The organism is Endozoicomonas euniceicola (assembly GCF_025562755.1).
In the GTDB taxonomy this organism is placed as follows: domain Bacteria; phylum Pseudomonadota; class Gammaproteobacteria; order Pseudomonadales; family Endozoicomonadaceae; genus Endozoicomonas_A; species Endozoicomonas_A euniceicola.
Map to the genome: position 1 here is coordinate 780,835 of NZ_CP103300.1, position 26,577 is coordinate 807,411.

Consider the following 26,577-nt stretch of genomic DNA (forward strand, 5'->3'; position numbering starts at 1 on the left):
TGAAAATTCTGCTAGTTTAAATAAAACCATTATGGCCGCAGCGCTTTGATGTGTTTTTTGCGGTAACTGTCAGCTCAAACCTGAACTCCTATTCCTGATTCTCGGTTTTGTACCATTATGAAAACAATTAAGCTGCTCGTTATTAATCAGCTGCTTTTATTGCTTGCCGTGGCATTTTTTTTACCGATGACTGGATACGGAAGTGCTTTTTCCATCCTGCCAGGATGGATGTGGCGGGACAGTCCCTCAAATAAGGCGGCAGTTAAAATCAGTCAGATAGTGCTTGCCAATGATGCGCCTTCTCTTCTTTTTTCTTATGAAATCAACAAGACCTCCAGTGATTTTGTTCAGCCAGAAAAAAACCAGGTTTATACCCGCTGGGATGGTTGTAAAAACGACAGCTTGCGTATTTGTTTCCGAAGAGCGGCAAAAGTCTTTGAAGGGGGCTACTCCTATCCTCCCACGATTTCAGGCTCGACAGAGCTTAATGTAGAAATGGGTGAGGTCACGCCAGACGAAGGCGGCTGGCAGTCGATGGCCAGTGTCCGTTTAACGGGAAAAGGCTCGGGCTGGCTGGCGATTGCAGGGGATGATGACTGGCGGATTGCACCGGATTGCAGCGGTATTGACTCAGATGATTCCAGCGTACTGAACAGGTCTGAAAAGCCGTCAGTCGATCTTGTTGTCCCGACAGCGTTGGTTCTGGAAAAGGGTAATAATGCAGAAGATCATGGCTCGCCCTATTCCCGCCGCTCATTGCCGGACATATCTGACATCACTAAAAAAAATAATCTGCCCGGTGATCGTGATGATCTGCTCACCGGTTCTTCTGGTGGCGGCAGCTTCGATGACCACGATGACTCATTTAAAAGGCGACCCGGAGGGAATGACCGCCGCCCTTTATTTTTCTTTGAAGTGATGAGCAGAATGCTTGGGGTGGCTGTCAGTGTTTTTGGTACAGCTGGTCAGCCCGGGGAGGTTAAAAAACTGGTTTTAAGGCCTCAAATTATTCTGGTGACCTGGCGGGGTTGGGAGCGACAGGAGATTCCTGTTACATCGCAAATGTGGGGTTCAATAAAGCGGGCAGGGCTTGATCGGGATCCGGGACTGTTTCTCGCTTTGGCTGAAAGCGATCCGGATAAATTGAAAGAAACGCTTGAAAACTATTCGAAAAAGCACTCGCCCCTTGCCGACGTCCTTAGCTATCACTGTGAAGATCTCAATCTGGACCCAAAAGCGGGTAATGCCCGATTACTTAGCGTATCGGTTTTTCCGGGATTTTGCCCTTCGGGAGTGGGATGCTCCGGAGGAGAGAAAGAAGCAAACGGAGCAATGAATGACCTGCCCCGGAATAATCCAGATGGCTATGCCCATAACAACCATGGTCAGCCGGTTAAAAGTTTTGGTAACAACGGGGGAGGAGGAGACGGTTCCGGGAATCCGGAAATCAACTCATGTACACTCTGCGGGAATGCACAGGTAAACTCCAATGGTTTATGCACAAACTGCCTCATGGCTAAACAGGAGGCGGCTGAAGAGAAGCCATCAACCCACCTGTCTTTACCTGCGGCGCAGGAAGATAAAGGAAATAACCTGCTTACAGCGCTTATTAATGGAATTACCTGGTTTTTTGGCAGGGCAACAAACCCGTCTGCCAACCAGGCAGAAGAAAAGACTGCGGAGGACGTTTCGGTTAATACCCTGAAAGAGGTATCGACTTTGCAGACTCTACCACCTGAGATCTTGTTTGAAATAGCTAAGGGCTTGTCCTGGCGTGATGTTAACAACTGGAGTTTAGCAGCTAAGCGTTTTTTCGAAGTTTTCTACACATTCAACATAAAAGAAAAACTGACAAAACTATCCCATCAATATTATGGCTCTGCTGCGAAAGCGTATAGGAAAATGATAAAAAACATGGACATACCTGCTGTTCCAAACAGTGAAATTGATGACCCTTTGTTACGGCTTGCTTATCAAAGATACAAAAGCAATAAATACCTGACTTCTCTGGGAAGTAGTACTCAGCAGCAATGCGTGGCGACGCTGGAAGGGCATACCGAGGAGGTGCGCTCAGTCACGCCACTGGCCGATGGGCGGCTGGCTTCCGCCTCTGCTGACGGGACCGTAAAGGTGTGGGATCTGAGCAAGCCCGACGGGAAGCAATGCGTGGTAACGCTGAAAGGGCATAACAACTGGGTGAAATCAGTCACGCTACTGGCCGATGGGCGGCTGGCTTCCGGCTCTAATGACATGACCGTAAAGGTGTGGGATCTAAGCAAGCCCGCCGGGGAGCAATGTGTGATGACGCTGAATGAGCATACCGACTGGGTGACCTCAGTCACGCCATTGGCCGATGGGCGGCTGGCTTCCGGCTCTTGGGACAAGACCATAAAGGTGTGGGAGCTGAGCAAGCCCGACGGGGAGCAATGCGTGGCGACGCTGAAGGGGCATGCCTACTGGGTGAAATCAGTCACGTCATTGCCCGATGGTCAGCTGGCTTTCGGCTCTGCTGACGGGACCATAAAGGTGTGGGATCTGAAAAAAAAGCCCGACAGGGTGCAATGCGTGGCGAAGCTGAACCACTGGATTTACTCAGTCACGTTATTGGCCGATGAGCGGCTGGCTTCCGGCTCTGATGACGGGATCGTAAGGGTATGGGATCGAAGTAAGCCCGCCGGAGAGCAATGCGTGGTGACACTGGAAGGGCATATCGGCACGGTTAACTCAGTCACGCCATTGACCGATGGACGGCTGGCTTCCGCTTCTTCGGACAATACCGTAAGGGTGTGGGATCTGAGCAAACCCGACGGGGAGCAATGCGTGGCGACGCTTAAGGGGCATACCGACTGGGTGAAATCAGTCACGCCATTGGCCGATGGGCGGCTGGCTTCCGCCTCTGATGACAAGACCATAAAGGTGTGGGTTCTGAGCAAAAATTCTGAAACGAAGTAAACATATTGGTTAATGGGGAAAATATATCGATTAATAATGTAAAAAAATACCTGCTCCTCCGCCATTCCCGCACAGGAGGCTGTCGCAAAAGGAAATGACGGAGGGATATTTTTATCTGCTACTTCCTTAAGTGCTCATTCATAGTGAAGCTGATTTTATCATCACTGACGATGGCCCTGATCGTATCGCCCGGCGCATATCGACCAGAGAGAATCGCTTCAGCCAGTGGGTTCTCCAAATTGCGCTGAATAGCCCGCTTCAGTGGACGAGCGCCGTATACCGGATCAAACCCGACCTGGGCCAGTTTTTTCATGACTTCATCCTGACCAATCACCCGGTCATGCCTGACCGGTTGGAAAGCGTGCACTGAAAATTCTGCTAGTTTAAATAAAACCATTATGGCCGCAGCGCTTTGATGTGTTTTTTGCGGTAACTGTCAGCTCAAACCTGAACTCCTATTCCTGATTCTCGGTTTTGTACCATTATGAAAACAATTAAGCTGCTCGTTATTAATCAGCTGCTTTTATTGCTTGCCGTGGCATTTTTTTTACCGATGACTGGATACGGAAGTGCTTTTTTTATCCTGCCAGGATGGATGGGATACGGAAGTGCTTTTTCCATCCTGCCAGAATGGATGTGGCGGGACAGTCCCTCAAATAAGGCGGCAGTTAAAATCAGTCAGATAGTGCTTGCCAGAGACGCACCTTCTCTTCTTTTTTCTTATGAAATCAACAAGACCTCCAGTGATTTTGTTCAGCCAGAAAAAAACCAGGTTTATACCCGCTGGGATGGTTGTAAAAACGACAGCTTGCGTATTTGTTTCCGAAGAGCGGCTAAAGTCTTTGCAGGGGGCTATTCCTATCCTCCCACGATTTCAGGCTCGACAGAGCTTAATGTAGAAATGGGTGAGGTCACGCCAGACGAAGGCGGCTGGCAGTCGGTGGCCAGTGTCCGTTTAACGGGAAAAGGCTCGGGCTGGCTGGCGATTGCAGGGGATGATGGCTGGCGGATTGCACCGGATTGCAGCGGTATTGACTCAGATGATTCCAGCGTACTGAACAGGTCTGAAAAGCCGTCAGTCGATCTTGTTGTCCCGACAGCGTTGGTTCTGGAAAAGGGTAATAATGCAGAAGATCATGGCTCGCCCTATTCCCGCCGCTCATTGCCGGACATATCTGACATCACTAAACAAAATAATCTGCCCGGTGATCGTGATGATCTGCTCACCGGTTCTTCTGGTGGCGGCAGCTTCGATGACCACGATGACTCATTTAAAAGGCGACCCGGAGGGAATGACCGCCGCCCTTTATTTTTCTTTGAAGTGATGAGCAGAATGCTTGGGGCGGCTGTCAGTGTTTTTGGTACAGCTGGTCAGCCCGGGGAGGTTAAAAAACTGGTTTTAAGGCCTCAAATTATTCTGGTGACCTGGCGGGGTTGGGAGCGACAGGAGATTCCTGTTACATCGCAAATGTGGGGTTCAATAAAGCGGGCAGGGCTTGATCGGGATCCGGGACTGTTTCTCGCTTTGGCTGAAAGCGATCCGGATAAATTGAAAGAAACGCTTGAAAACTATTCGAAAAAGCACTCGCCCCTTGCCGACGTCCTTAGCTATCACTGTGAAGATCTCAATCTGGACCCAAAAGCGGGTAATGCCCGATTACTTAGCGTATCGGTTTTTCCGGGATTTTGCCCTTCGGGAGTGGGATGCTCCGGAGGAGAGAAAGAAGCAAACGGAGCAATGAATGACCTGCCCCGGAATAATCCAGATGGCTATGCCCATAACAACCATGGTCAGCCGGTTAAAAGTTTTGGTAACAACGGGGGAGGAGGAGACGGTTCCGGGAATCCGGAAATCAACTCATGTACACTCTGCGGGAATGCACAGGTAAACTCCAATGGTTTATGCACAAACTGCCTCATGGCTAAACAGGAGGCGGCTGAAGAGAAGCCATCAACCCACCTGTCTTTACCTGCGGCGCAGGAAGATAAAGGAAATAACCTGCTTACAGCGCTTATTAATGGAATTACCTGGTTTTTTGGCAGGGCAACAAACCAGTCTGCCAACCAGGCAGAAGAAAAGACTGCGGAGGACGTTTCGGTTAATACCCTGAAAGAGGTATCGACTTTGCAGACTCTACCACCTGAGATCTTGTTTGAAATAGCTAAGGGCTTGTCCTGGCGTGATGTTAACAACTGGAGTTTAGCAGCTAAGCGTTTTTTCGAAGTTTTCTACACATTCAACATAAAAGAAAAACTGACAAAACTATCCCATCAATATTATGGCTCTGCTGCGAAAGCGTATAGGAAAATGATAAAAAACATGGACATACCTGCTGTTCCAAACAGTGAAATTGATGACCCTTTGTTACGGCTTGCTTATCGTAGAACCGCAAGCAATAAATACCTGACTTCTCTGGGAAATAGTACTGAGCAGCAATGCGTGGCGACGCTGAAAGGACATACCCACACGGCGACCTCAGTCACGTCACTGGCCGATGGACGGCTGGCTTCCGCCTCTGATGACTGCACCGTAAAGGTGTGGGATCTGAGCAAGCCCCCCGGGAAGGAATGCGTGGTGACGCTGAAGGGGCATACCCACGATGTGATCTCAGTCACACCACTGGCCGATGGCCGGCTGGCTTCCGCATCTGCTGACAATACCGTAAAGGTGTGGGATCTGAGCAAGCCCGACGGGCAGCAATGCGTGGCGACGCTGGAAGGGCATACCTTCTGGGTGGCCTCAGTCACGCCATTGGCCGATGGGCGGCTGGCTTCCGCTTCTTGGGACAATACCGTAAGGGTGTGGGATCTTAGCAAGCCCCCCGGGAAAGAATGCGTGGCGACACTGTATGGGCATACCTACATTGTGAGCTCAGTCACGGCATTAGCCGATGGGCGGCTGGCTTCCGGCTCTTTAGACGAGACCGTAAAGGTGTGGGATCTGAGCAAAACCGACAGGCCGCAATGCGTGGTGACGCTGAAATGGCATACCAACAGTGTGATCTCAGTCACGCCATTGGCCGATGGGCGGCTGGCTTCCGCATCTGCTGACAATACCGTAAAGGTGTGGGGTCAGAGCAAGATCAACGGGGAGCAATTCGTGGTGACGCTGGAGGGGCATAACGAGGTGGTTTACTCAGTCACGCAATTGGCCGATGGGCGGCTAGCTTCCGCCTCTCAGGACGAAACCGTAAAGGTGTGGGATCTAAGCAAGCGCAACGGGAAGCAATGCGTGGTGACGCTGGAAGGGCATACCGACTGGGTGAAATCAGTTACGCCATTGGCCGATGGGCGGCTGGCTTCCGCCTCTAGGGACAAGACCATAAAGGTGTGGGTTCTGAGCAAGGGTTCTGAAACGAAGTAAACATATTGGTTAATGAAGAAAATATAATGTAAAAAACACCCGTGGTGCCTGAGCTAAAAATCGCCGCACGGCGGGCCTGCCCTAATGCTACTAAGATAACCAGAGGGCGGCCTGGTGAGAAAAGAGTGGGAAAAAAGCTTTTTTGCCGTGAACCGGTTCAGGATAAGCGGTCTGTGTCGTCGAACAGTTTGGCCGCTTTCTTCATTGGATCTATCTTTGACCGCTACTCCTAACTCAAGGTTTTGTGTCCTTATAAAAACAATTAAGCTGATCGTCATTGATCAGTTGCTTTTATTGTTTGCCGTGGCATTTTTTTTACCGATGACTGGATACGGAAGTGCTTTTTTTATCCTGCCAGAATGGATGTGGCGGGACAGTCCCTCAAATAAGGCGACAGTTAAAATCAGTCAGATAGTGCTTGCCAATGATGCGCCTTCTCTTCTTTTTTCTTATGAAATCAACAGGACCTCCAGTGATTTTGTTCAGCCAGAAAAAAACCAGGTTTATACCCGCTGGGATGGTTGTAAAAACGACAGCTTGCGTATTTGTTTCCGAAGAGCGGCTAAAGTCTTTGAAGGGGGCTATTCCTATCCTCCCACGATTTCAGGCTCGACAGAGCTTAATGTAGAAATGGGTGAGGTCACGCCAGACGAAGGCGGCTGGCAGTCGGTGGCCAGTGTCCGTTTATCGGGAAAAGGCTCGGGCTGGCTGGTGATTGCAGGGGATGATGGCTGGCGGATTGCACCGGATTGCAGCGGTATTGACTCAGATGATTCCAGCGTACTGAACAGGTCTGAAAAGCCGTCAGTCGATCTTGTTGTCCCGACAGCGCTGGTTCTGGAAAAGGGTAATAATGCAGAAGATCATGGCTCGCCCTATTCCCGCCGCTCATTGCCGGACATATCTGACATCACTAAACAAAATAATCTGCCCGGTGATCGTGATGATCTGCTCACCGGTTCTTCTGGTGGCGGCAGCTTCGATGACCTCGATGACTCATTTAAAAGGCGACCCGGAGGGAATGACCGCCGCCCTTTATTTTTCTTTGAAGTGATGAGCAGAATGCCTGGGATGGCTGTCAGTGTTTTTGGTACAGCTGGTCAGCCCGGGGGGGTTAAAAAACTGGTTTTAAGACCTCAAATTATTCTGGTGATCTGGCGGGGTTGGGAGCGACAGGAAATTCCTGTTACATCGCAAATGTGGTGTTCAATAAAGGGAGCAGGGCTTGATCGGGATCCGGGACTGTTTCTCGCTTTGGCTGAAAGCGATCCGGATAAATTGAAAGAAACGCTTGAAAACTATTCGAAAAAGCACTCGCCCCTTGCCGACGTCCTTAGCTATCACTGTGAAGATCTCAACCTGAACCCAAAAGCGGGTAATGCCCGATTACTTAGCGTATCGGTTTTTCCGGGCTCTCGCCCTTCGGGAGTGGGATGCTCCGGAAGAGAGAAAGAAGCAAACAGAGCAATGAATGACCTGCCCCGGAATAATCCAGATGGCTATGCCTGTAACAACCATGGTCAGCCGGTTAAAAGTTTTGGTAACAACGGGGGAGGAGGAGACGGTTCCGGGAATCCGGAAATCAACTCATGTACATTCTGTGGGAATGCACAGGTAAACTCCAATGGCTTATGCACAAACTGCCTCATGGCTAAACAGGAGGTGGCTAAAGAGAAGCCATCAACCCACCTGTCTTTACCTACGACGAGGGAAGGTAAAAAAAATAGCCTGCTTACAGCACTTACTGGAACTACCTGGTTTTTTGGCAGGGCAACAAACCTGTCTGGCAACCAGGCAGAAGAAAAGACTGAGAAGGGCGTTTCGGTTAGTCCCCTGAGAGAGGTGTCGCCTTTAGAGGTTCTACCACCTGAGATCTTGCTTAAAATAGCTGATGGCTTGTCATGGCGTGATGTTAATCGCTGGAGTTTAACAGCTAAGCATTTTTTCACGGTTTTCAACAAAAAAGAAAAACTGAAAAAACTATCCTGTCACTATTATGGCTCTGCTGAGGAAGCGTATAGAGAAATAATAAAAAACATGGATGTACCTGCTGTTCCAAACAGTGAAATTGCTGACCCTTTGTTACGGCTTGCTTATCGTAGAATCGCAAGCAATAAATACCTGACTTCTCTGGGAAGTAGTACTCAGCAGCAATGCGTGGCGACGCTGGAAGGGCATACCGACGCGGTGACCTCAGTCACGCCACTGGCCGATGGGCGGCTGGCTTCCGCCTCTGCTGACGGGACCGTAAAGGTGTGGGATCTGAGCAAGCCCGACGGGAAGCAATGCGTGGCGACGCTGAAGGGGCATACTAGCTGGGTGAACTCAGTCACGTCATTGGCCGATGGGCGGCTGGCTTCCGGCTCTCGGGACAAAACCGTAAAGGTGTGGGATCTGAGCAAGCCCGACGGGGAGCGATGCGTAGTGACACTGAGTGGGCATATCTTCTATGTGACCTCAGTCACGCCATTGGCCGATGGGCGGCTGGCTTCCGGCTCTTATGACAAGACTGTAAAGGTGTGGGATCTGAGCAAGCCCTCCGGGAAGGAATGCGTGGCGACGCTGGAAGGGCATACCCGCTGGGTGACCTCAGTCACGCCATTGCCCGATGGGCGGCTGGCTTCCGCCTCTCATGACGAGACCGTAAAGGTGTGGGAGCTGAGCAAGCCCGACGGGGAGCAATGCGTGGCGACGCTGAAGGGGCATGCCGACTGGGTGAAATCAGTCACGTCATTGCCCGATGGTCAGCTGGCTTTCGGCTCTGCTGACGGGACCATAAAGGTGTGGGATCTGAAAAAGCCCGACGGGGTGCAATGCGTGGCGAAGCTGAACCACTGGATTTACTCAGTCACGTTATTGGCCGATGGGCGGCTGGCTTCCGGCTCTGATGACGGGATCGTAAGGGTATGGGATCGGAGTAAACCCGCCGGAGAGCAATGCGTGGTGAGACTGGAAGGGCATATCGGCACGGTTAACTCAGTCACGCCATTGACCGATGGACGGCTGGCTTCCGCTTCTTCGGACAATATCGTAAGGGTGTGGGATCTGAGCAAGCGAACGGGGAGCAATGCGTGGTGACGCTGGAAGGGCATACCCACATTGTGTACTCAGTCACGTCATTGGCCGACGGGCGGCTGGCTTCCGCCTCTGATGACAAGACCATAAAGGTGTGGGTTCTGAGCAAAAATTCTGAAACGAAGTAAACATATTGGTTAATGGGGAAAATATATCGATTAATAATGTAAAAATACCAGTAGTGTCTAAGCTAAAAGTCGCCGCGCAGCGGCCTGTCCTGATGCTACTAAGATAGCCAGAGGGCGGTCTGGTGAGAAAAGAGTGGGAAAAAAGCTTTTTTTGCCGTGAACCGGTTCAGGATAAGCGGTCTGTGTCGTCGAACAGTTTGGCCGCTTTCTTCATTGGATCTATCTTTGACCGCTACTCCTAACTCAAGGTTTTGTGTCCTTATAAAAACAATTAAGCTGATCGTCATTGATCAGTTGCTTTTATTGTTTGCCGTGGCATTTTTTTTACCGATGACTGGATACGGAAGTGCTTTTTTTATCCTGCCAGAATGGATGTGGCGGGACAGTCCCTCAAATAAGGCGACAGTTAAAATCAGTCAGATAGTGCTTGCCAATGATGCGCCTTCTCTTCTTTTTTCTTATGAAATCAACAGGACCTCCAGTGATTTTGTTCAGCCAGAAAAAAACCAGGTTTATACCCGCTGGGATGGTTGTAAAAACGACAGCTTGCGTATTTGTTTCCGAAGAGCGGCAAAAGTCTTTGAAGGGGGCGACTCCTATCCTCCCACGATTTCAGGCTCGACAGAGCTTAATGTAGAAATGGGTGAGGTCACGCCAGACGAAGGCGGCTGGCAGTCGATGGCCAGTGTCCGTTTAACGGGAAAAGGCTCGGGCTGGCTGGCGATTGCAGGGGATGATGGCTGGCGGATTGCACCGGATTGCAGCGGTATTGACTCAGATGATTCCAGCGTACTGAAAAGGTCTGAAAAGCCGTCAGTCGATCTTGTTGTCCCGACAGCGTTGGTTCTGGAAAAGGGTAATAATGCAGAAGATCATGGCTCGCCCTATTCCCGCCGCTCATTGCCGGACATATCTGACATCACTAAACAAAATAATCTGCCCGGTGATCGTGATGATCTGCTCACCGGTTCTTCTGGTGGCGGCAGCTTCGATGACCACGATGACTCATTTAAAAGGCGACCCGGAGGGAATGACCGCCGCCCTTTATTTTTCTTTGAAGTGATGAGCAGAATGCTTGGGGTGGCTGTCAGTGTTTTTGGTACAGCAGGTCAGCCCGGGGAGGTTAAAAAACTGGTTTTAAGACCTCAAATCATTCTGGTGATCTGGCGTGGTTGGGAGCGACGGGAGATTCCTGTTACATCGCAAATGTGGTGTTCAATAAAGCGGGCAGGGCTTGATCGGGATCCGGGACTGTTTCTCGCTTTGGCTGAAAGCGATCCGGATAAATTGAAAGAAACGCTTGAAAACTATTCGAAAAAGCACTCGCCCCTTGCCGACGTCCTTAGCTATCACTGTGAAGATCTCAACCTGAACCCAAAAGCGGGTAATGCCCGATTACTTAGCGTATCGGTTTTTCCGGGCTCTTGCCCTTCGGGAGTGGGATGCTCCGGAGGAGAGAAAGAAGCAAACGGAGCAATGAATGACCTGCCCCGGAATAATCCAGATGGCTATGCCCATAACAACCATGGTCAGCCGGTTAAAAGTTTTGGTAACAACGGGGGAGGAGGAGACGGTTCCGGGAATCCGGAAATCAACTCATGTACACTCTGCGGGAATGCACAGGTAAACTCCAATGGTTTATGCACAAACTGCCTCATGGCTAAACAGGAGGTGGCTAAAGAGAAGCCATCAACCCACCTGTCTTTACCTGCGACGCAGGAAGATAAAGGAAATAACCTGCTTACAGCACTTATTACTGGAATTACCTGGTTTTTTGGCAGGGTAACAAACCTGTCTGCCAACCAGGCAGAAGAAAAGACTGTGGAGGACGCTTCGGTTAATCCCCTGAAAAAGGTATTGACTTTGCAGACTCTACCACCTGAGATCTTGTTTGAAATAGCTAAGGGCTTGTCATGGCGTGATGTTAATCGCTGGAGTTTAGCAGCTAAGCGTTTTTTCGAAGTTTTCTACACATTCAACATAAAAGAAAAACTGACAAAACTATCCCATCAATATTATGGCTCTGCTGCGAAAGCGTATAGGAAAATGATAAAAAACATGGACATACCTGCTGTTCCAAACAGTGAAATTGATGACCCTTTGTTACGGCTTGCTTATCAAAGATACAAAAGCAATAAATACCTGACTTCTCTGGGAAGTAGTACTCAGCAGCAATGCGTGGCGACGCTGGAAGGGCATACCGAGGAGGTGCGCTCAGTCACGCCACTGGCCGATGGGCGGCTGGCTTCCGCCTCTGCTGACGGGACCGTAAAGGTGTGGGATCTGAGCAAGCCCGACGGGAAGCAATGCGTGGTAACGCTGAAAGGGCATAACAACTGGGTGAAATCAGTCACGCTACTGGCCGATGGGCGGCTGGCTTCCGGCTCTAATGACATGACCGTAAAGGTGTGGGATCTAAGCAAGCCCGCCGGGGAGCAATGTGTGATGACGCTGAATGAGCATACCGACTGGGTGACCTCAGTCACGCCATTGGCCGATGGGCGGCTGGCTTCCGGCTCTTGGGACAAGACCATAAAGGTGTGGGAGCTGAGCAAGCCCGACGGGGAGCAATGCGTGGCGACGCTGAAGGGGCATGCCTACTGGGTGAAATCAGTCACGTCATTGCCCGATGGTCAGCTGGCTTTCGGCTCTGCTGACGGGACCATAAAGGTGTGGGATCTGAAAAAAAAGCCCGACAGGGTGCAATGCGTGGCGAAGCTGAACCACTGGATTTACTCAGTCACGTTATTGGCCGATGAGCGGCTGGCTTCCGGCTCTGATGACGGGATCGTAAGGGTATGGGATCGAAGTAAGCCCGCCGGAGAGCAATGCGTGGTGACACTGGAAGGGCATATCGGCACGGTTAACTCAGTCACGCCATTGACCGATGGACGGCTGGCTTCCGCTTCTTCGGACAATACCGTAAGGGTGTGGGATCTGAGCAAACCCGACGGGGAGCAATGCGTGGCGACGCTTAAGGGGCATACCGACTGGGTGAAATCAGTCACGCCATTGGCCGATGGGCGGCTGGCTTCCGCCTCTGATGACAAGACCATAAAGGTGTGGGTTCTGAGCAAAAATTCTGAAACGAAGTAAACATATTGGTTAATGGGGAAAATATATCGATTAATAATGTAAAAAAATACCTGCTCCTCCGCCATTCCCGCACAGGAGGCTGTCGCAAAAGGAAATGACGGAGGGATATTTTTATCTGCTACTTCCTTAAGTGCTCATTCATAGTGAAGCTGATTTTATCATCACTGACGATGGCCCTGATCGTATCGCCCGGCGCATATCGACCAGAGAGAATCGCTTCAGCCAGTGGGTTCTCCAAATTGCGCTGAATAGCCCGCTTCAGTGGACGAGCGCCGTATACCGGATCAAACCCGACCTGGGCCAGTTTTTTCATGACTTCATCCTGACCAATCACCCGGTCATGCCTGACCGGTTGGAAAGCGTGCACTGAAAATTCTGCTAGTTTAAATAAAACCATTATGGCCGCAGCGCTTTGATGTGTTTTTTGCGGTAACTGTCAGCTCAAACCTGAACTCCTATTCCTGATTCTCGGTTTTGTACCATTATGAAAACAATTAAGCTGCTCGTTATTAATCAGCTGCTTTTATTGCTTGCCGTGGCATTTTTTTTACCGATGACTGGATACGGAAGTGCTTTTTTTATCCTGCCAGGATGGATGGGATACGGAAGTGCTTTTTCCATCCTGCCAGAATGGATGTGGCGGGACAGTCCCTCAAATAAGGCGGCAGTTAAAATCAGTCAGATAGTGCTTGCCAATGATGCGCCTTCTCTTCTTTTTTCTTATGAAATCAACAAGACCTCCAGTGATTTTGTTCAGCCAGAAAAAAACCAGGTTTATACCCGCTGGGATGGTTGTAAAAACGACAGCTTGCGTATTTGTTTCCGAAGAGCGGCTAAAGTCTTTGAAGGGGGCTACTCCTATCCTCCCACGATTTCAGGCTCGACAGAGCTTAATGTAGAAATGGGTGAGGTCACGCCAGACGAAGGCGGCTGGCAGTCGATGGCCAGTGTCCGTTTAACGGGAAAAGGCTCGGGCTGGCTGGCGATTGCAGGGGATGATGACTGGCGGATTGCACCGGATTGCAGCGGTATTGACTCAGATGATTCCAGCGTACTGAACAGGTCTGAAAAGCCGTCAGTCGATCTTGTTGTCCCGACAGCGTTGGTTCTGGAAAAGGGTAATAATGCAGAAGATCATGGCTCGCCCTATTCCCGCCGCTCATTGCCGGACATATCTGACATCACTAAAAAAAATAATCTGCCCGGTGATCGTGATGATCTGCTCACCGGTTCTTCTGGTGGCGGCAGCTTCGATGACCACGATGACTCATTTAAAAGGAGACCCGGAGGGAATGACCGCCGCCCTTTATTTTTCTTTGAAGTGATGAGCAGAATGCTTGGGGCGGCTGTCAGTGTTTTCGGTACAGCTGGTCAGCCCGGGGAGGTTAAAAAACTGGTTTTAAGACCTCAAATTATTCTGGTGATCTGGCGGGGTTGGGAGCGACAGGAGATTCCTGTTACATCGCAAATGTGGGGTTCAATAAAGCGGGCAGGGCTTGATCGGGATCCGGGACTGTTTCTCGCTTTGGCTGAAAGCGATCCGGATAAATTGAAAGAAACGCTTGAAAACTATTCGAAAAAGCACTCGCCCCTTGCCGACGTCCTTAGCTATCACTGTGAAGATCTCAACCTGAACCCAAAAGCGGGTAATGCCCGATTACTTAGCGTATCGGTTTTTCCGGGCTCTTGCCCTTCGGGAGTGGGATGCTCCGGAGGAGAGAAAGAAGCAAACGGAGCAATGAATGACCTGCCCCGGAATAATCCAGATGGCTATGCCCATAACAACCATGGTCAGCCGGTTAAAAGTTTTGGTAACAACGGGGGAGGAGGAGACGGTTCCGGGAATCCGGAAATCAACTCATGTACACTCTGCGGGAATGCACAGGTAAACTCCAATGGTTTATGCACAAACTGCCTCATGGCTAAACAGGAGGCGGCTGAAGAGAAGCCATCAACCCACCTGTCTTTACCTGCGGCGCAGGAAGATAAAGGAAATAACCTGCTTACAGCGCTTATTAATGGAATTACCTGGTTTTTTGGCAGGGCAACAAACCCGTCTGCCAACCAGGCAGAAGAAAAGACTGCGGAGGACGTTTCGGTTAATACCCTGAAAGAGGTATCGACTTTGCAGACTCTACCACCTGAGATCTTGTTTGAAATAGCTAAGGGCTTGTCCTGGCGTGATGTTAACAACTGGAGTTTAGCAGCTAAGCGTTTTTTCGAAGTTTTCTACACATTCAACATAAAAGAAAAACTGACAAAACTATCCCATCAATATTATGGCTCTGCTGCGAAAGCGTATAGGAAAATGATAAAAAACATGGACATACCTGCTGTTCCAAACAGTGAAATTGATGACCCTTTGTTACGGCTTGCTTATCGTAGAACCGCAAGCAATAAATACCTGACTTCTCTGGGAAATAGTACTGAGCAGCAATGCGTGGCGACGCTGAAAGGACATACCCACACGGCGACCTCAGTCACGTCACTGGCCGATGGACGGCTGGCTTCCGCCTCTGATGACTGCACCGTAAAGGTGTGGGATCTGAGCAAGCCCCCCGGGAAGGAATGCGTGGTGACGCTGAAGGGGCATACCCACGATGTGATCTCAGTCACACCACTGGCCGATGGCCGGCTGGCTTCCGCATCTGCTGACAATACCGTAAAGGTGTGGGATCTGAGCAAGCCCGACGGGCAGCAATGCGTGGCGACGCTGGAAGGGCATACCTTCTGGGTGGCCTCAGTCACGCCATTGGCCGATGGGCGGCTGGCTTCCGCTTCTTGGGACAATACCGTAAGGGTGTGGGATCTTAGCAAGCCCCCCGGGAAAGAATGCGTGGCGACACTGTATGGGCATACCTACATTGTGAGCTCAGTCACGGCATTAGCCGATGGGCGGCTGGCTTCCGGCTCTTTAGACGAGACCGTAAAGGTGTGGGATCTGAGCAAAACCGACAGGCCGCAATGCGTGGTGACGCTGAAATGGCATACCAACAGTGTGATCTCAGTCACGCCATTGGCCGATGGGCGGCTGGCTTCCGCATCTGCTGACAATACCGTAAAGGTGTGGGGTCAGAGCAAGATCAACGGGGAGCAATTCGTGGTGACGCTGGAGGGGCATAACGAGGTGGTTTACTCAGTCACGCAATTGGCCGATGGGCGGCTAGCTTCCGCCTCTCAGGACGAAACCGTAAAGGTGTGGGATCTAAGCAAGCGCAACGGGAAGCAATGCGTGGTGACGCTGGAAGGGCATACCGACTGGGTGAAATCAGTTACGCCATTGGCCGATGGGCGGCTGGCTTCCGCCTCTAGGGACAAGACCATAAAGGTGTGGGTTCTGAGCAAGGGTTCTGAAACGAAGTAAACATATTGGTTAATGAAGAAAATATAATGTAAAAAACACCCGTGGTGCCTGAGCTAAAAATCGCCGCACGGCGGGCCTGCCCTAATGCTACTAAGATAACCAGAGGGCGGCCTGGTGAGAAAAGAGTGGGAAAAAAGCTTTTTTGCCGTGAACCGGTTCAGGATAAGCGGTCTGTGTCGTCGAACAGTTTGGCCGCTTTCTTCATTGGATCTATCTTTGACCGCTACTCCTAACTCAAGGTTTTGTGTCCTTATAAAAACAATTAAGCTGATCGTCATTGATCAGTTGCTTTTATTGTTTGCCGTGGCATTTTTTTTACCGATGACTGGATACGGAAGTGCTTTTTTTATCCTGCCAGAATGGATGTGGCGGGACAGTCCCTCAAATAAGGCGACAGTTAAAATCAGTCAGATAGTGCTTGCCAATGATGCGCCTTCTCTTCTTTTTTCTTATGAAATCAACAGGACCTCCAGTGATTTTGTTCAGCCAGAAAAAAACCAGGTTTATACCCGCTGGGATGGTTGTAAAAACGACAGCTTGCGTATTTGTTTCCGAAGAGCGGCTAAAGTCTTTGAAGGGGGCTATTCCTATCCTCCCACGATTTCAGGCTCGACAGAGCTTAATGTAGAAATGGGTGAGGTCACGCCAGACGAAGGCGGCTGGCAGTCGGTGGCCAGTGTCCGTTTATCGGGAAAAGGCTCGGGCTGGCTGGTGATTGCAGGGGATGATGGCTGGCGGATTGCACCGGATTGCAGCGGTATTGACTCAGATGATTCCAGCGTACTGAACAGGTCTGAAAAGCCGTCAGTCGATCTTGTTGTCCCGACAGCGTTGGTTCTGGAAAAGGGTAATAATGCAGAAGATCATGGCTCGCCCTATTCCCGCCGCTCATTGCCGGACATATCTGACATCACTAAACAAAATAATCTGCCCGGTGATCGTGATGATCTGCTCACCGGTTCTTCTGGTGGCGGCAGCTTCGATGACCACGATGACTCATTTAAAAGGAGACCCGGAGGGAATGACCGCCGCCCTTTATTTTTCTTTGAAGTGATGAGCAGAATGCTTGGGGCGGCTGTCAGTGTTTTCGGTACAGCTGGTCAGCCCGGGGAGGTTAAAAAACTGGTTTTAAGACCTCAAATTATTCTGGTGATCTGGCGGGGTTGGGAGCGACGGGAGATTCCTGTTACATCGCAAATGTGGTGTTCAATAAAGCGGGCAGGGCTTGATCGGGATCCGGGACTGTTTCTCGCTTTGGCTGAAAGCGATCCGGATAAATTGAAAGAAACGCTTGAAAACTATTCGAAAAAGCACTCGCCCCTTGCCGACGTCCTTAGCTATCACTGTGAAGATCTCAACCTGAACCCAAAAGCGGGTAATGCCCGATTACTTAGCGTATCGGTTTTTCCGGGCTCTTGCCCTTCGGGAGTGGGATGCTCCGGAGGAGAGAAAGAAGCAAACGGAGCAATGAATGACCTGCCCCGGAATAATCCAGATGGCTATGCCCATAACAACCATGGTCAGCCGGTTAAAAGTTTTGGTAACAACGGGGGAGGAGGAGACGGTTCCGGAAATCCGGAAATCAACTCATGTACACTCTGCGGGAATGCACAGGTAAACTCCAATGGTTTATGCACAAACTGCCTCATGGCTAAACAGAAGGTGGCTAAAGAGAAGCCATCAACCCACCTTACTGGAATTACCTGGTTTTTTGGCAGGGCAACAAATCCGTCTGCCAACCAGGCAGAAGAAAAGACTGCGGAGGACGTTTCGGTTAATCCCCTGAAAGAGGTATCGACTTTGCAGACTCTACCACCTGAGATCTTGTTTGAAATAGCTAAGGGCTTGTCATGGCGTGATGTTAATCGCTGGAGTTTAACAGCTAAGCATTTTTTCACGGTTTTCAACAAAAAAGAAAAACTGAAAAAACTATCCTGTCACTATTATGGCTCTGCTGAGGAAGCGTATAGAGAAATAATAAAAAACATGGACGTACCTGCTGTTCCAAACAGTGAAATTGCTGACCCTTTGTTACGGCTTGCTTATCGTAGAATCGCAAGCAATAAATACCTGACTTCTCTGGGAAGTAGTACTCAGCAGCAATGCGTGGCGACGCTGGAAGGGCATACCGACGCGGTGACCTCAGTCACGCCACTGGCCGATGGGCGGCTGGCTTCCGCCTCTGCTGACGGGATCGTAAAGGCGTGGGATCTGAGCAAGCCCGACAGGAAGCAATGCGTGGCGACGCTGAAGGGGCATACCCTCGATGTGATCTCAGTCACGCCACTGGCCGATGGGCGGCTGGCTTCCGCCTCTGCTGACGGGATCGTAAAGGTGTGGGATCTGAGCAAGCCCGACGGGAAGCAATGCGTGGCGACGCTGAAGGGGCATACATTCTGTGTGATCTCAGTCACGCAATTGGCCGATGGGCGGCTGGCTTCCGCCTCTGCTGACTGCACCGTAAGGGTGTGGGATCTAAGCAAGCCCCCCGGGAAGGAATGCGAGGCGACGCTGAAAGGGCATACCAACGCGGTGATCTCAGTCACGCCACTGGCCGATGGGCGGCTGGCTTCCGCCTCTCATGACGGAACCGTAAAGGTGTGGGATCTGAAAAAGCTCGACGGGGTGCAACGCGTGGCGAAGCTGAACCACTGGATTCACTCAGTCACGTTATTGGCCGATAAGCGGCTGGCTTCCGGCTCTCATGACGGGATCGTAAGGGTATGGGATCTGAGTAAGCCCGCCGGAGCGCAATGCGTGGTGACACTGGAAGGGCATATCGACATGGTTAACTCAGTCACGCCATTGACCGATGGACGGCTGGCTTCCGGCTCTCAGGACAAAACCGTAAGGGTGTGGGATCTGGGCAAACCCGACGGGGAGCAATGCGTGGCGACGCTGAAGGGGCATACCAACTGGGTGACCTCAGTCACGCCATTGGCCGGTGGGCGGCTGGCTTCCGCCTCTGTTGACAAGACCATAAAGGTGTGGGCTCTGAGCAAGGATTCTGAAACGAAGTAAACATATTGGTTAATGGGGAAAATATATCGATTAATAATGTAAAAAATACCAGTAGTGTCTGAGCTAAAAGTCGCCGCGCAGCGGCCTGTCCTGATGCTACTAAGATAGCCAGAGGGCGGTCTGGTGAGAAAAGAGTGGGAAAAAAGCTTTTTTTGCCGTAAACCGGTTCAGGATAAGCGGTCTGTGTCGTCGAACAGTTTGGCCGCTTTCTTCATTGGCTCTATCTTTGACCGCTACTCCTAAGGGGAACAGCAATTAATAATTTACCGGTTCCGGAACAATTGTCACATCCCATTTCTTTAACTCAGGGTGGCGAATGATGTGAGGCTGTATTTCAGCTAATTCCTGTTTACTCAGTCTCACCCCTTTTTGATATGGTTGATCAAGTAGCTTCACTATCGGGTTCATGCATTTCCATACCATTGTTTTTGTCCACTCCAAAACAGACGTTACTGTGTTCAGAAGGCTTCCATTCCAATGGTTCTCAAGATAAGGGGCGCAGCATTCAATAACTTACCGGGCTGTTGGCTTTTGGCTATTAGCTGCTCATACAGCCAACCGCCAACAGCCAACAGCCAACAGCCAACAGCCAACAGCCAACAGCGGTATATTATTTTCTGCTGCTTCCCTAAGACCAGCCTCGTTCAATCGGGTTGTACTTGCTGTGGTAGGGAGGGTAGTAAACCAGGCGTATTTTCAGCCCCACTTTTTTGGCAAACTCAACCATTCTGAAAAGAAACTGAGTTCGGTGGCTGTTACTTTCAGGTCCGTTGTCTGCGTAGATAACCAGCTCATCGACATACCTGTTAGCTTCCCTCACCTGCTCCCACCACTGTTCAATGGCATCGCAGATAAAATCACTGGTTTTGTAAGAGTTACCGTAAAAGACATACAGTTGATCATCTTCCAGATTGAGTATCCCAAATGGGATCATTTTTTCTTTGGTGGCCATATCATGATCCAGTGCTTTGACCGCTTCAGTTCCTCTTGCTTTACCACCTCTGGAAAAATTTCCAAGGTTAACCGTTGCTTTGCAATCAATGCTGATCTGAAGACTCTGCTTTCTCTGGCTTGCGGTGCTTTTTACTTGTTTGACGTTTTCAAAGATGGCATCGGTTTCCGGGATTTTTTTTCCGGCGTGGTCTTCTGTACCTTGTGAAGTTTATAGCCCATACGGTTCAACATGTTGCAGAAAGTACGCTCTTTGGGAAGTTGCTCTTCCTGCCACCCTTTTTCATCAATCAGTTTTTTCCGAACAGCACTGGCTGTTATGCGAGCATAGGAGAACGTATTTCTGAGCTGCGGGTCAGCCTGACTTTCAGGGTCAACCAGGCTTCGGATGTCTTGTTCCAGTTGAGGGTTTGCTACTTCTGCTTTTGGCTTGCCCTGTGATGCGTAATTTCCATAACAAACAAGTCCTGTTCGTTTTTCATGCATCCCGAGTTCAACGGTATGACGGCCAAAATTGAACTCGGTTTCAGCAAGGCGTGGACTACCAAAACAGAGCTGTTCAGCGACTTCAGCTATGAAGGCTCTGTGTTCAGAGCCTTTGGGCTTTTTAGCAGCAAGTATAATGAGGTGTTTGCATTCAGGGGGAACATTAACGCTGGACATGACGTTCACAATCAATCACAGAGGGAGTAAGCAGGAAAGATACTCCGGTAAAGTTTGTTATGCCACTCCCCTAAGAACATCGTGGCTGACTGTGTCAAAGAATTTACTCAGATCAACATCAACCGCCTGATGCAGCCCCTGCTTAATGTATCGATTAACCTGTTGTACAGCGTCTTGTGCAGACCTTCCCGGTCTGTAACCAAAGCTGCTGGGAGAGAAGTCAGGATCAAAGATGGGTGATAATACCTGCACAATGGCCTGTTGTATCACTCGATCCATGACTGTCGGGATGCCCAGCAACCGTTCTCCACCATCGGGCTTTTCTATAACAGCCCGAAGGACGGGAGATGGTCTGTAAGTCCCATTGAGTAAGGCTTGGCGCGCTTAAGGCCAGTGCTGACGGGCAAAGTCAGGATAGGCTTCAATGGTGACCCCATCTATTCCGGGAGCCCCTTTGTTGCTTCTGACTTGTTTCTCGGCTCTGGCTCCTGCTTCGCCCTACCTCCTGCATCCATGCAGTCGCATGCTTTCAGCAAATTGGCAGGTTCCAGTGCGCAACTCAGTAGATCGTGGTTCAAAGCTGGTTAAAGATTCTTTCGCCAACCCTAGTGAGTCGCCGGACGGCTGCACTGTGTTGAGGGAATCAGTCTCCTCTTTTCATCGGTGTTCAGTCCTTCGTTGACGACTTTCAATCGGATTAACGACTTCTGTCGAACAACTACTATGACGTCTGCTGACTTCTGTTCAATCACCACACAGAATTACTTCTGCAGGCGCTATTGGTGGTCATCGGGTTTGCTCGAACAGGATGATGAGCCCTGTCCGCCGAGCCTGTTGTAACCAGTGGCTGAGAACTGGGATTGACCAATCGCATGTTGAACAGACCTCCCCGGATAAGAGCATGAACTGTCAGTACACAACCGCCGCATTTACCGTATCTCTCAAACCAGAGAGCTTTGTGATCTTTGGCTCACTCGCCCACAAGTCTCGGCCTTGTATGCGGTTTCTGTCCGCCGGCTCGCACTTTTGCAGTCAGACTGCCTCCGCACAATCCCTCGCGAGATTGCACTTGCCTTAAGCTAGTGGTTATCATCGGTGGGCTTATTCGGCTCCAGATCCGATGCTGGTTTACCCACAGGGGACTTTCACCCCATAAGTTCATGCCCATGCCGGGCGTACCAAATGCTTCCAATGGACGTGCCTACGGCACACCACTGAAGCAGGCGTTATGCTCTGCAATACTGCATCACTTATTGCACGAAGAAATCATATGATTAGTATCTATTCCAGATAAAAATAATAGTGTTCTTACAGCAGGGTGAAGCAGAAGTTCTTGTAGCTGAGGTTCTGTTAAGAGCTGAAGTGTTGCAGGTTGAAATAGATAAGTGGTTAACTCATCTTGCGGCATCTGTAACAGGTTTCTTAAGAACTCGGTAATCAAAGAATTTTCTAGAAGTTGTCTGGTTGCACCATCAGATAGTATGCTTGCTAAGCTTTGACGAACTCTTGTCATTGTGGATTCCCATTGTTGACTTTCGGTACTTGGCAAACCACTCTGAATACCTACATAAAATAGGCTTTTTAGATGCCTCAATCGCTCTGGAACGTCAGTGGAGCAATTTGTGCATAAATATTGAGGTGTAGCAGATGCCATTTGTTGCAATTCTGTGCCACAAAATAAACAATGAAAATCAGAGTGAACACTGTTTGAGAAAGATAATATAAGTAAAGCAGTTATTAGTACTTTATTCATTGCACAATTCCAGTCACATAAATAAAGAAGAGCATAACGAATAAGGATAGATTGCGCGCAGCCGCAATCTTATCCGGTTGTTGAACAAGCCCGGCCTTGACAACTGTTCGGTGTGGTTTATGGGAAATAGCTTTTTCTTCAGCTCTCCGCACAGTCGGTGCGGATAATATGGCGGTTTTTCAGGCATGAAAGCGTCCCTGCTCCCGCTGGTTGGACGAGCATCGTCGTAGATTTGTTGTTAGTTTGCTGCTGTCGTTTTCCTCCTGTTGAATGGGTTTAGCCCCGGCACTTTTTGTTCAACATCAGGTAGGGCGCATCAGCCTGAAGACTATCGCCCTCATGTCACTACCGCAGTGTTGACAGGTATGTTTAGGGCGGATGACTGGCGTGGCAGGCTTGATGATCACCTGCAGAATCAACTGAACCAGACGGAGTGATTTTCTACACCGGCAATGGAGAAAGCCGTAATCCCGGACTCTCTTTAATCCTTTGGGCAGAACGTGCTGGAGTACCAGCCATAGGAAGTCTTATCCTTTCAGGGGACGGGATTCGGTTGTCCAGCTCTCACTGTTCCGATAACTGAAGGTGAGTTTTCCATTTTGGCTGGCGGTAATAGCAATGGGGAAACAAAGGCTACCGAATGCTCAGAAAGCTGGGAGTCGATAGATTTCTGGCATGGAATACGGCAAAGTCTGCCCATGGAGTCTGGCGTCTGAGTGGAAGCCCTGCGCTTACTAAAGCATTGCCAAACAGATATTTCAGGAACCTTGGGTTGCCAGAACTGGCAGCAAGATGAATACAAAGTAGATATGAAACGCCGTGCTACGTGATCCGTATGGCCGGTGTTGTGGGAGGAGCGGAGTCGTGAGGCTCTGCCCTATCCCGATTATAACAACTCAATATACATCCAGCATTAAACGTTAAGACGAATGTTAAAGAACATCTATCCATTTGTTTCTATTGGTTTTGGTTCAGGTCTCTTAGGGGCGCAGCATTCAATGTCTTACCGGGCTTTTGGCGGTTGGCTATTAGCTGCTCAGACAGCCAACCACCAAAAGCTAATAGCCAACAGCGGTATATTCTAACCTTCCGTTCCCCTAAGGCGTGGACTACCAAAACAGAGCTGTTCAGCGACTTCAGCTATGAAGGCTCTGTGTTCAGAGCCTTTGAGCTTTTTAGCAGCAAGTATAATGAGGTGTTTGCATTCAGGGGTGACATTAACGCTGGACATGACGTTCACAATCAATCACAGAGGGAGTAAGCAGGAAAGATACTCCGGTAAAGTTTGTTATGCCACTCCCCTAACTCAAGGTTTTGTGTCCTTATGAAAACAATTAAGCTGATCGTTATTAATCAGCTGCTTTTATTGTTTGCCGTGGCATTTTTTTTACCGATGACTGGATACGGAAGTGCTTTTTCCATCCTGCCAGAATGGATGGGGTGGAACAGTCCCTCAAATAAGGCGGCAGTTAAAATCAGTCAGATAGTGCTTGCCAATGATGCGCCTTCTCTTCTTTTTTCTTATGAAATCAACAGGACCTCCAGTGATTTTGTTCAGCCAGAAAAAAACCAGGTTTATACCCGCTGGGATGGTTGTAAAAACGACAGCTTGCGTATTTGTTTCCGAAGAGCGGCTAAAGTCTTTGAAGAGGGCTACTCCTATCCTCCCACGATTTCAGGCTCGACAGAGCTTAATGTAGAAATGGGTGAGGTCACGCCAGACGAAGGCGGCTGGCAGTCGATGGCCAGTGTCCGTTTAACGGGAAAAGGCTCGGGCTGGCTGGCGATTGCAGGGGATGATGGCTGGCGGATTGCACCGGATTGCAGCGGTATTGACTCAGATGATTCCAGCGTACTGAACAGGTCTGGCAAGCCGTCAGTCGATCTTGCAGTCCCGACAGCGTTGGTTCTGAAAAAGGGTAATAATGCAGAAAATCATGGCTCGCCCTATTCCCGCCGCTCATTGCCGGACATATCTGACATCACTAAACAAAATAATCTGCCCGGTGATCGTGATGATCTGCTCACCGGTTCTTCTGGTGGCGGCAGCTTCGATGACCACGATGACTTATTTAAAAGGAGACCCGGAGGGAATCACCGCCGCCCTTTATTTTTCTTTGAAGTGATGAGCAGAATGCTTGGGGTGGCTGTCAGTGTTTTTGGTACAGCAGGTCAGCCCGAGGAGGTTAAAAAACTGGTTTTAAGACCTCAAATTATTCTGGTGATCTGGCGGGATTGGGAGCGACAGGAGATTCCTGTTACATCGCAAATGTGGGGTTCAATAAAGCGGGCAGGGCTTGATCGGGATCCGGGACTGTTTCTCGCTTTGGCTGAAAGCGATCCGGATAAATTGAAAGAAACGCTTGAAAACTATTCGAAAAAGCACTCGCCCCTTGCCGACGTCCTTAGCTATCACTGTGAAGATCTCAACCTGAACCCAAAAGCGGGTAATGCCCGATTACTTAGCGTATCGGTTTTTCCGGGCTCTTGCCCTTCGGGAGTGGGATACTCCGGAGGAGAGAAAGAAGCAAACGGAGCAATGAATGACCTGCCCCGGAATAATCCAGATGGCTATGCCCATAACAACCATGGTCAGCCGGTTAAAAGTTTTGGTAACAACGGGGGAGGAGGAGACGGTTCCGGGAATCCGGAAATCAACTCATGTACACTCTGCGGGAATGCACAGGTAAACTCCAATGGTTTATGCACAAACTGCCTCATGGCTAAACAGGAGGCGGCTGAAGAGAAGCCATCAACCCACCTTACTGGAATTACCTGGTTTTTTGGCAGGGCAACAAATCCGTCTGCCAACCAGGCAGAAGAAAAGACTGCGGAGGACGTTTCGGTTAATCCCCTGAAAAAGGTATCGACTTTGCAGACTCTACCACCTGAGATCTTGTTTGAAATAGCTAAGGGCTTGTCATGGCGTGATGTTAATCGCTGGAGTTTAGCAGCTAAGCGTTTTTTCGAAGTTTTCTACACATTCAACATAAAAGAAAAACTGACAAAACTATCCCATCAATATTATGGCTCTGCTGAGGAAGCGTATAGAGAAAGAATAAAAAACATGGATTTACCTGCTGTTCCAAACAGTGAAATTGATGACCCTTTGTTACGGCTTGCTTATCAAAGATACAAAAGCAATAAATACCTGACTTCTCTGGGAAGTAGTACTCAGCAGCAATGCGTGGCGACGCTGGAAGGGCATACCGAGGAGGTGCGCTCAGTCACGCCACTGGCCGATGGGCGGCTGGCTTCCGCCTCTGATGACCAAACCATAAGGGTGTGGGATCTGAGCAAGCCCGATGGGAAGCAATGCGTGGTGACACTGAAGGGGGTAGACTCAGTCACGCAATTGGCCGATGGGCGGCTGGCTTCCGCCTCTGTTGACGAAACCATAAGGGTGTGGGATCTGAGCAAACCCGATGGGAAGCAATGCGTGGTGACACTGAAAGGGCATACCAGCAAGGTGAGCGTCACTGCATTGGCCGATGGGCGGCTGGCTTCCGCTTCTTGGGACAAGACCATAAAGGTTTGGGATCTGAGCAAGCCCAACGGGAAGCAATGCGTGGCGACACTTAGCGGGCATACCTTCTGGGTGGAATCAGTCACGCCATTGACCGATGGGCGGCTGGCTTCCGCTTCTTGGGACGGGACCGTAAAGGTGTGGGATCTGAGCAAGCCCACCGGAAGGCAATGCGTGGCGACACTCAAGCATATCGACTCAGTTTACTCAGTCACGCCATTGGCCGATGGGCGGCTGGCTTCCGCTTCTAGGGGCGAGACCATAAAGGTTTGGGATCTGAGCAAGCCCGACGGGGAGCAATGCGTGGTGACGCTGAAGGGGTATACCTGCACGGTGTCATCAGTCACGCCATTGACCGATGGGCGGCTGGCTTCCGCCTCTGTTGACAAAACTTTAAGGGTGTGGGATCTGAGCAAGCCCGACGGGGAACAATGCGTGGTGACGCTGAAGGGGCATACCAGCAAGGTGAACTCAGTCACGCCATTGGCCGATGGGCGGCTGGCTTCCGCCTCTGATGACAAGACCATAAAGGTGTGGGTTCTGAGCAAAAATTCTGAAACGAAGTAAACATATTGGTTAATGGGGAAAATATATCGATTAATAATGTAAAAAATACCAGTAGTGTCTGAGCTAAAAGTCGCCGCGCAGCGGCCTGTCCTGATGCTACTAAGATAGCCAGAGGGC

15 protein-coding genes and 2 pseudogenes are annotated in these 26,577 nt (G+C 50.0%); 9 read left to right on the forward strand and 8 right to left on the reverse strand.

All coding sequences use genetic code 11. The features are described from left to right. Positions 1-117 precede the first annotated feature (117 nt). Positions 118-2,952, forward strand: coding sequence for a WD40 repeat domain-containing protein (locus tag NX720_RS02855; RefSeq protein WP_262599262.1), 2,835 nt, complete (start codon positions 118-120; stop codon positions 2,950-2,952). Positions 2,953-3,070: 118 nt separating this feature from the next. On the opposite strand, the gene NX720_RS02860 is transcribed toward NX720_RS02855, so the two are convergent. Further along, on the reverse strand, positions 3,071-3,319 hold the full coding sequence (locus NX720_RS02860) for a hypothetical protein (protein WP_262599260.1): 249 nt from the start codon (positions 3,317-3,319) through the stop codon (positions 3,071-3,073). A 117-nt stretch (positions 3,320-3,436) separates the two neighbouring features. On the opposite strand from NX720_RS02860, the gene NX720_RS02865 reads away from it, so the two are divergent. The 4 genes from NX720_RS02865 to NX720_RS02880 all read left to right on the forward strand — a co-directional run bounded on the left by NX720_RS02865 (position 3,437) and on the right by NX720_RS02880 (position 12,615). Further along, complete coding sequence (locus NX720_RS02865; protein ID WP_262599264.1) at positions 3,437-6,316, forward strand: WD40 repeat domain-containing protein; 2,880 nt, start codon at positions 3,437-3,439, stop codon at positions 6,314-6,316. A 216-nt stretch (positions 6,317-6,532) separates the two neighbouring features. Continuing rightward, the gene (locus NX720_RS02870) at positions 6,533-9,394 is read left to right on the forward strand and encodes a WD40 repeat domain-containing protein (RefSeq protein ID WP_262599265.1); all 2,862 of its coding nucleotides are present in this window, start codon (positions 6,533-6,535) and stop codon (positions 9,392-9,394) included. Beyond that, on the forward strand, positions 9,355-9,519 hold the full coding sequence (locus NX720_RS02875; protein ID WP_262599266.1) for a WD40 repeat domain-containing protein: 165 nt from the start codon (positions 9,355-9,357) through the stop codon (positions 9,517-9,519). Before NX720_RS02870 ends, NX720_RS02875 begins: the two co-directional genes overlap by 40 nt. A gap of 225 nt (positions 9,520-9,744) precedes the next feature. Beyond that, positions 9,745-12,615: a WD40 repeat domain-containing protein gene (locus NX720_RS02880; RefSeq protein WP_262599268.1), complete on the forward strand. Its 2,871-nt coding sequence runs from the start codon at positions 9,745-9,747 to the stop codon at positions 12,613-12,615. Positions 12,616-12,733: 118 nt separating this feature from the next. On the opposite strand, the gene NX720_RS02885 is transcribed toward NX720_RS02880, so the two are convergent. After that, the gene (locus tag NX720_RS02885) at positions 12,734-12,982 is read right to left on the reverse strand and encodes a hypothetical protein (protein ID WP_262599260.1); all 249 of its coding nucleotides are present in this window, start codon (positions 12,980-12,982) and stop codon (positions 12,734-12,736) included. A gap of 117 nt (positions 12,983-13,099) precedes the next feature. On the opposite strand from NX720_RS02885, the gene NX720_RS02890 reads away from it, so the two are divergent. Continuing rightward, positions 13,100-15,979, forward strand: coding sequence for a WD40 repeat domain-containing protein (locus NX720_RS02890; RefSeq protein WP_262599270.1), 2,880 nt, complete (start codon positions 13,100-13,102; stop codon positions 15,977-15,979). A 216-nt stretch (positions 15,980-16,195) separates the two neighbouring features. Further along, positions 16,196-19,000 (forward strand): WD40 repeat domain-containing protein, encoded by a 2,805-nt coding sequence (locus NX720_RS02895; RefSeq protein WP_262599271.1) that lies wholly within the window; start codon positions 16,196-16,198, stop codon positions 18,998-19,000. Between the two features lie 255 nt (positions 19,001-19,255). Here the strand turns inward: NX720_RS02895 and NX720_RS26930 are convergent, their stop codons facing one another. The 5 genes and pseudogenes from NX720_RS26930 to NX720_RS02920 all read right to left on the reverse strand — a co-directional run. After that, positions 19,256-19,510, reverse strand: a complete 255-nt coding sequence (locus tag NX720_RS26930) for an ISAzo13-like element transposase-related protein (protein WP_404831136.1) — start codon at positions 19,508-19,510, stop codon at positions 19,256-19,258. 118 nt (positions 19,511-19,628) lie between these two features. After that, positions 19,629-20,614, reverse strand: a pseudogene (locus NX720_RS26935) (ISAzo13 family transposase). 57 nt (positions 20,615-20,671) lie between these two features. Then, positions 20,672-20,941, reverse strand: a complete 270-nt coding sequence (locus tag NX720_RS02910) for a reverse transcriptase domain-containing protein (protein ID WP_262601713.1) — start codon at positions 20,939-20,941, stop codon at positions 20,672-20,674. 919 nt (positions 20,942-21,860) lie between these two features. Beyond that, a complete protein-coding gene (locus tag NX720_RS02915) occupies positions 21,861-22,367 on the reverse strand; it encodes a hypothetical protein (protein WP_262599273.1) in 507 nt (168 codons plus the stop codon). 302 nt (positions 22,368-22,669) lie between these two features. After that, positions 22,670-22,981, reverse strand: a pseudogene (locus NX720_RS02920) (transposase); the annotation flags it as partial. 26 nt (positions 22,982-23,007) lie between these two features. Here NX720_RS02920 and NX720_RS02925 point away from each other — a divergent pair. Next, entirely contained in the window at positions 23,008-23,163 is a 156-nt protein-coding gene (locus NX720_RS02925; protein ID WP_262599275.1) for a hypothetical protein, read from the forward strand. A gap of 285 nt (positions 23,164-23,448) precedes the next feature. Here the strand turns inward: NX720_RS02925 and NX720_RS02930 are convergent, their stop codons facing one another. Beyond that, positions 23,449-23,598 (reverse strand): hypothetical protein, encoded by a 150-nt coding sequence (locus NX720_RS02930; RefSeq protein ID WP_262599276.1) that lies wholly within the window; start codon positions 23,596-23,598, stop codon positions 23,449-23,451. Between the two features lie 93 nt (positions 23,599-23,691). On the opposite strand from NX720_RS02930, the gene NX720_RS02935 reads away from it, so the two are divergent. Continuing rightward, positions 23,692-26,460 carry a WD40 repeat domain-containing protein gene (locus NX720_RS02935; RefSeq protein ID WP_262599278.1) on the forward strand — a complete coding sequence of 923 codons (2,769 nt, stop codon included), beginning with the start codon at positions 23,692-23,694 and terminating at the stop codon, positions 26,458-26,460. Positions 26,461-26,577 lie beyond the last annotated feature (117 nt).

Coding starts and splice junctions, on each gene's coding strand:
- NX720_RS02855 (WP_262599262.1), top strand. CDS start 118: ATGAAAACAATTAAGCTGCTCGTTATTAATCAGCTGCTTTTATTGCTT.
- NX720_RS02865 (WP_262599264.1), top strand. CDS start 3,437: ATGAAAACAATTAAGCTGCTCGTTATTAATCAGCTGCTTTTATTGCTT.
- NX720_RS02890 (WP_262599270.1), top strand. CDS start 13,100: ATGAAAACAATTAAGCTGCTCGTTATTAATCAGCTGCTTTTATTGCTT.
- NX720_RS02915 (WP_262599273.1), bottom strand. CDS start 22,367: ATGAATAAAGTACTAATAACTGCTTTACTTATATTATCTTTCTCAAAC.
- NX720_RS02925 (WP_262599275.1), top strand. CDS start 23,008: ATGCTCAGAAAGCTGGGAGTCGATAGATTTCTGGCATGGAATACGGCA.
- NX720_RS02930 (WP_262599276.1), bottom strand. CDS start 23,598: ATGTCCAGCGTTAATGTCACCCCTGAATGCAAACACCTCATTATACTT.
- NX720_RS02935 (WP_262599278.1), top strand. CDS start 23,692: ATGAAAACAATTAAGCTGATCGTTATTAATCAGCTGCTTTTATTGTTT.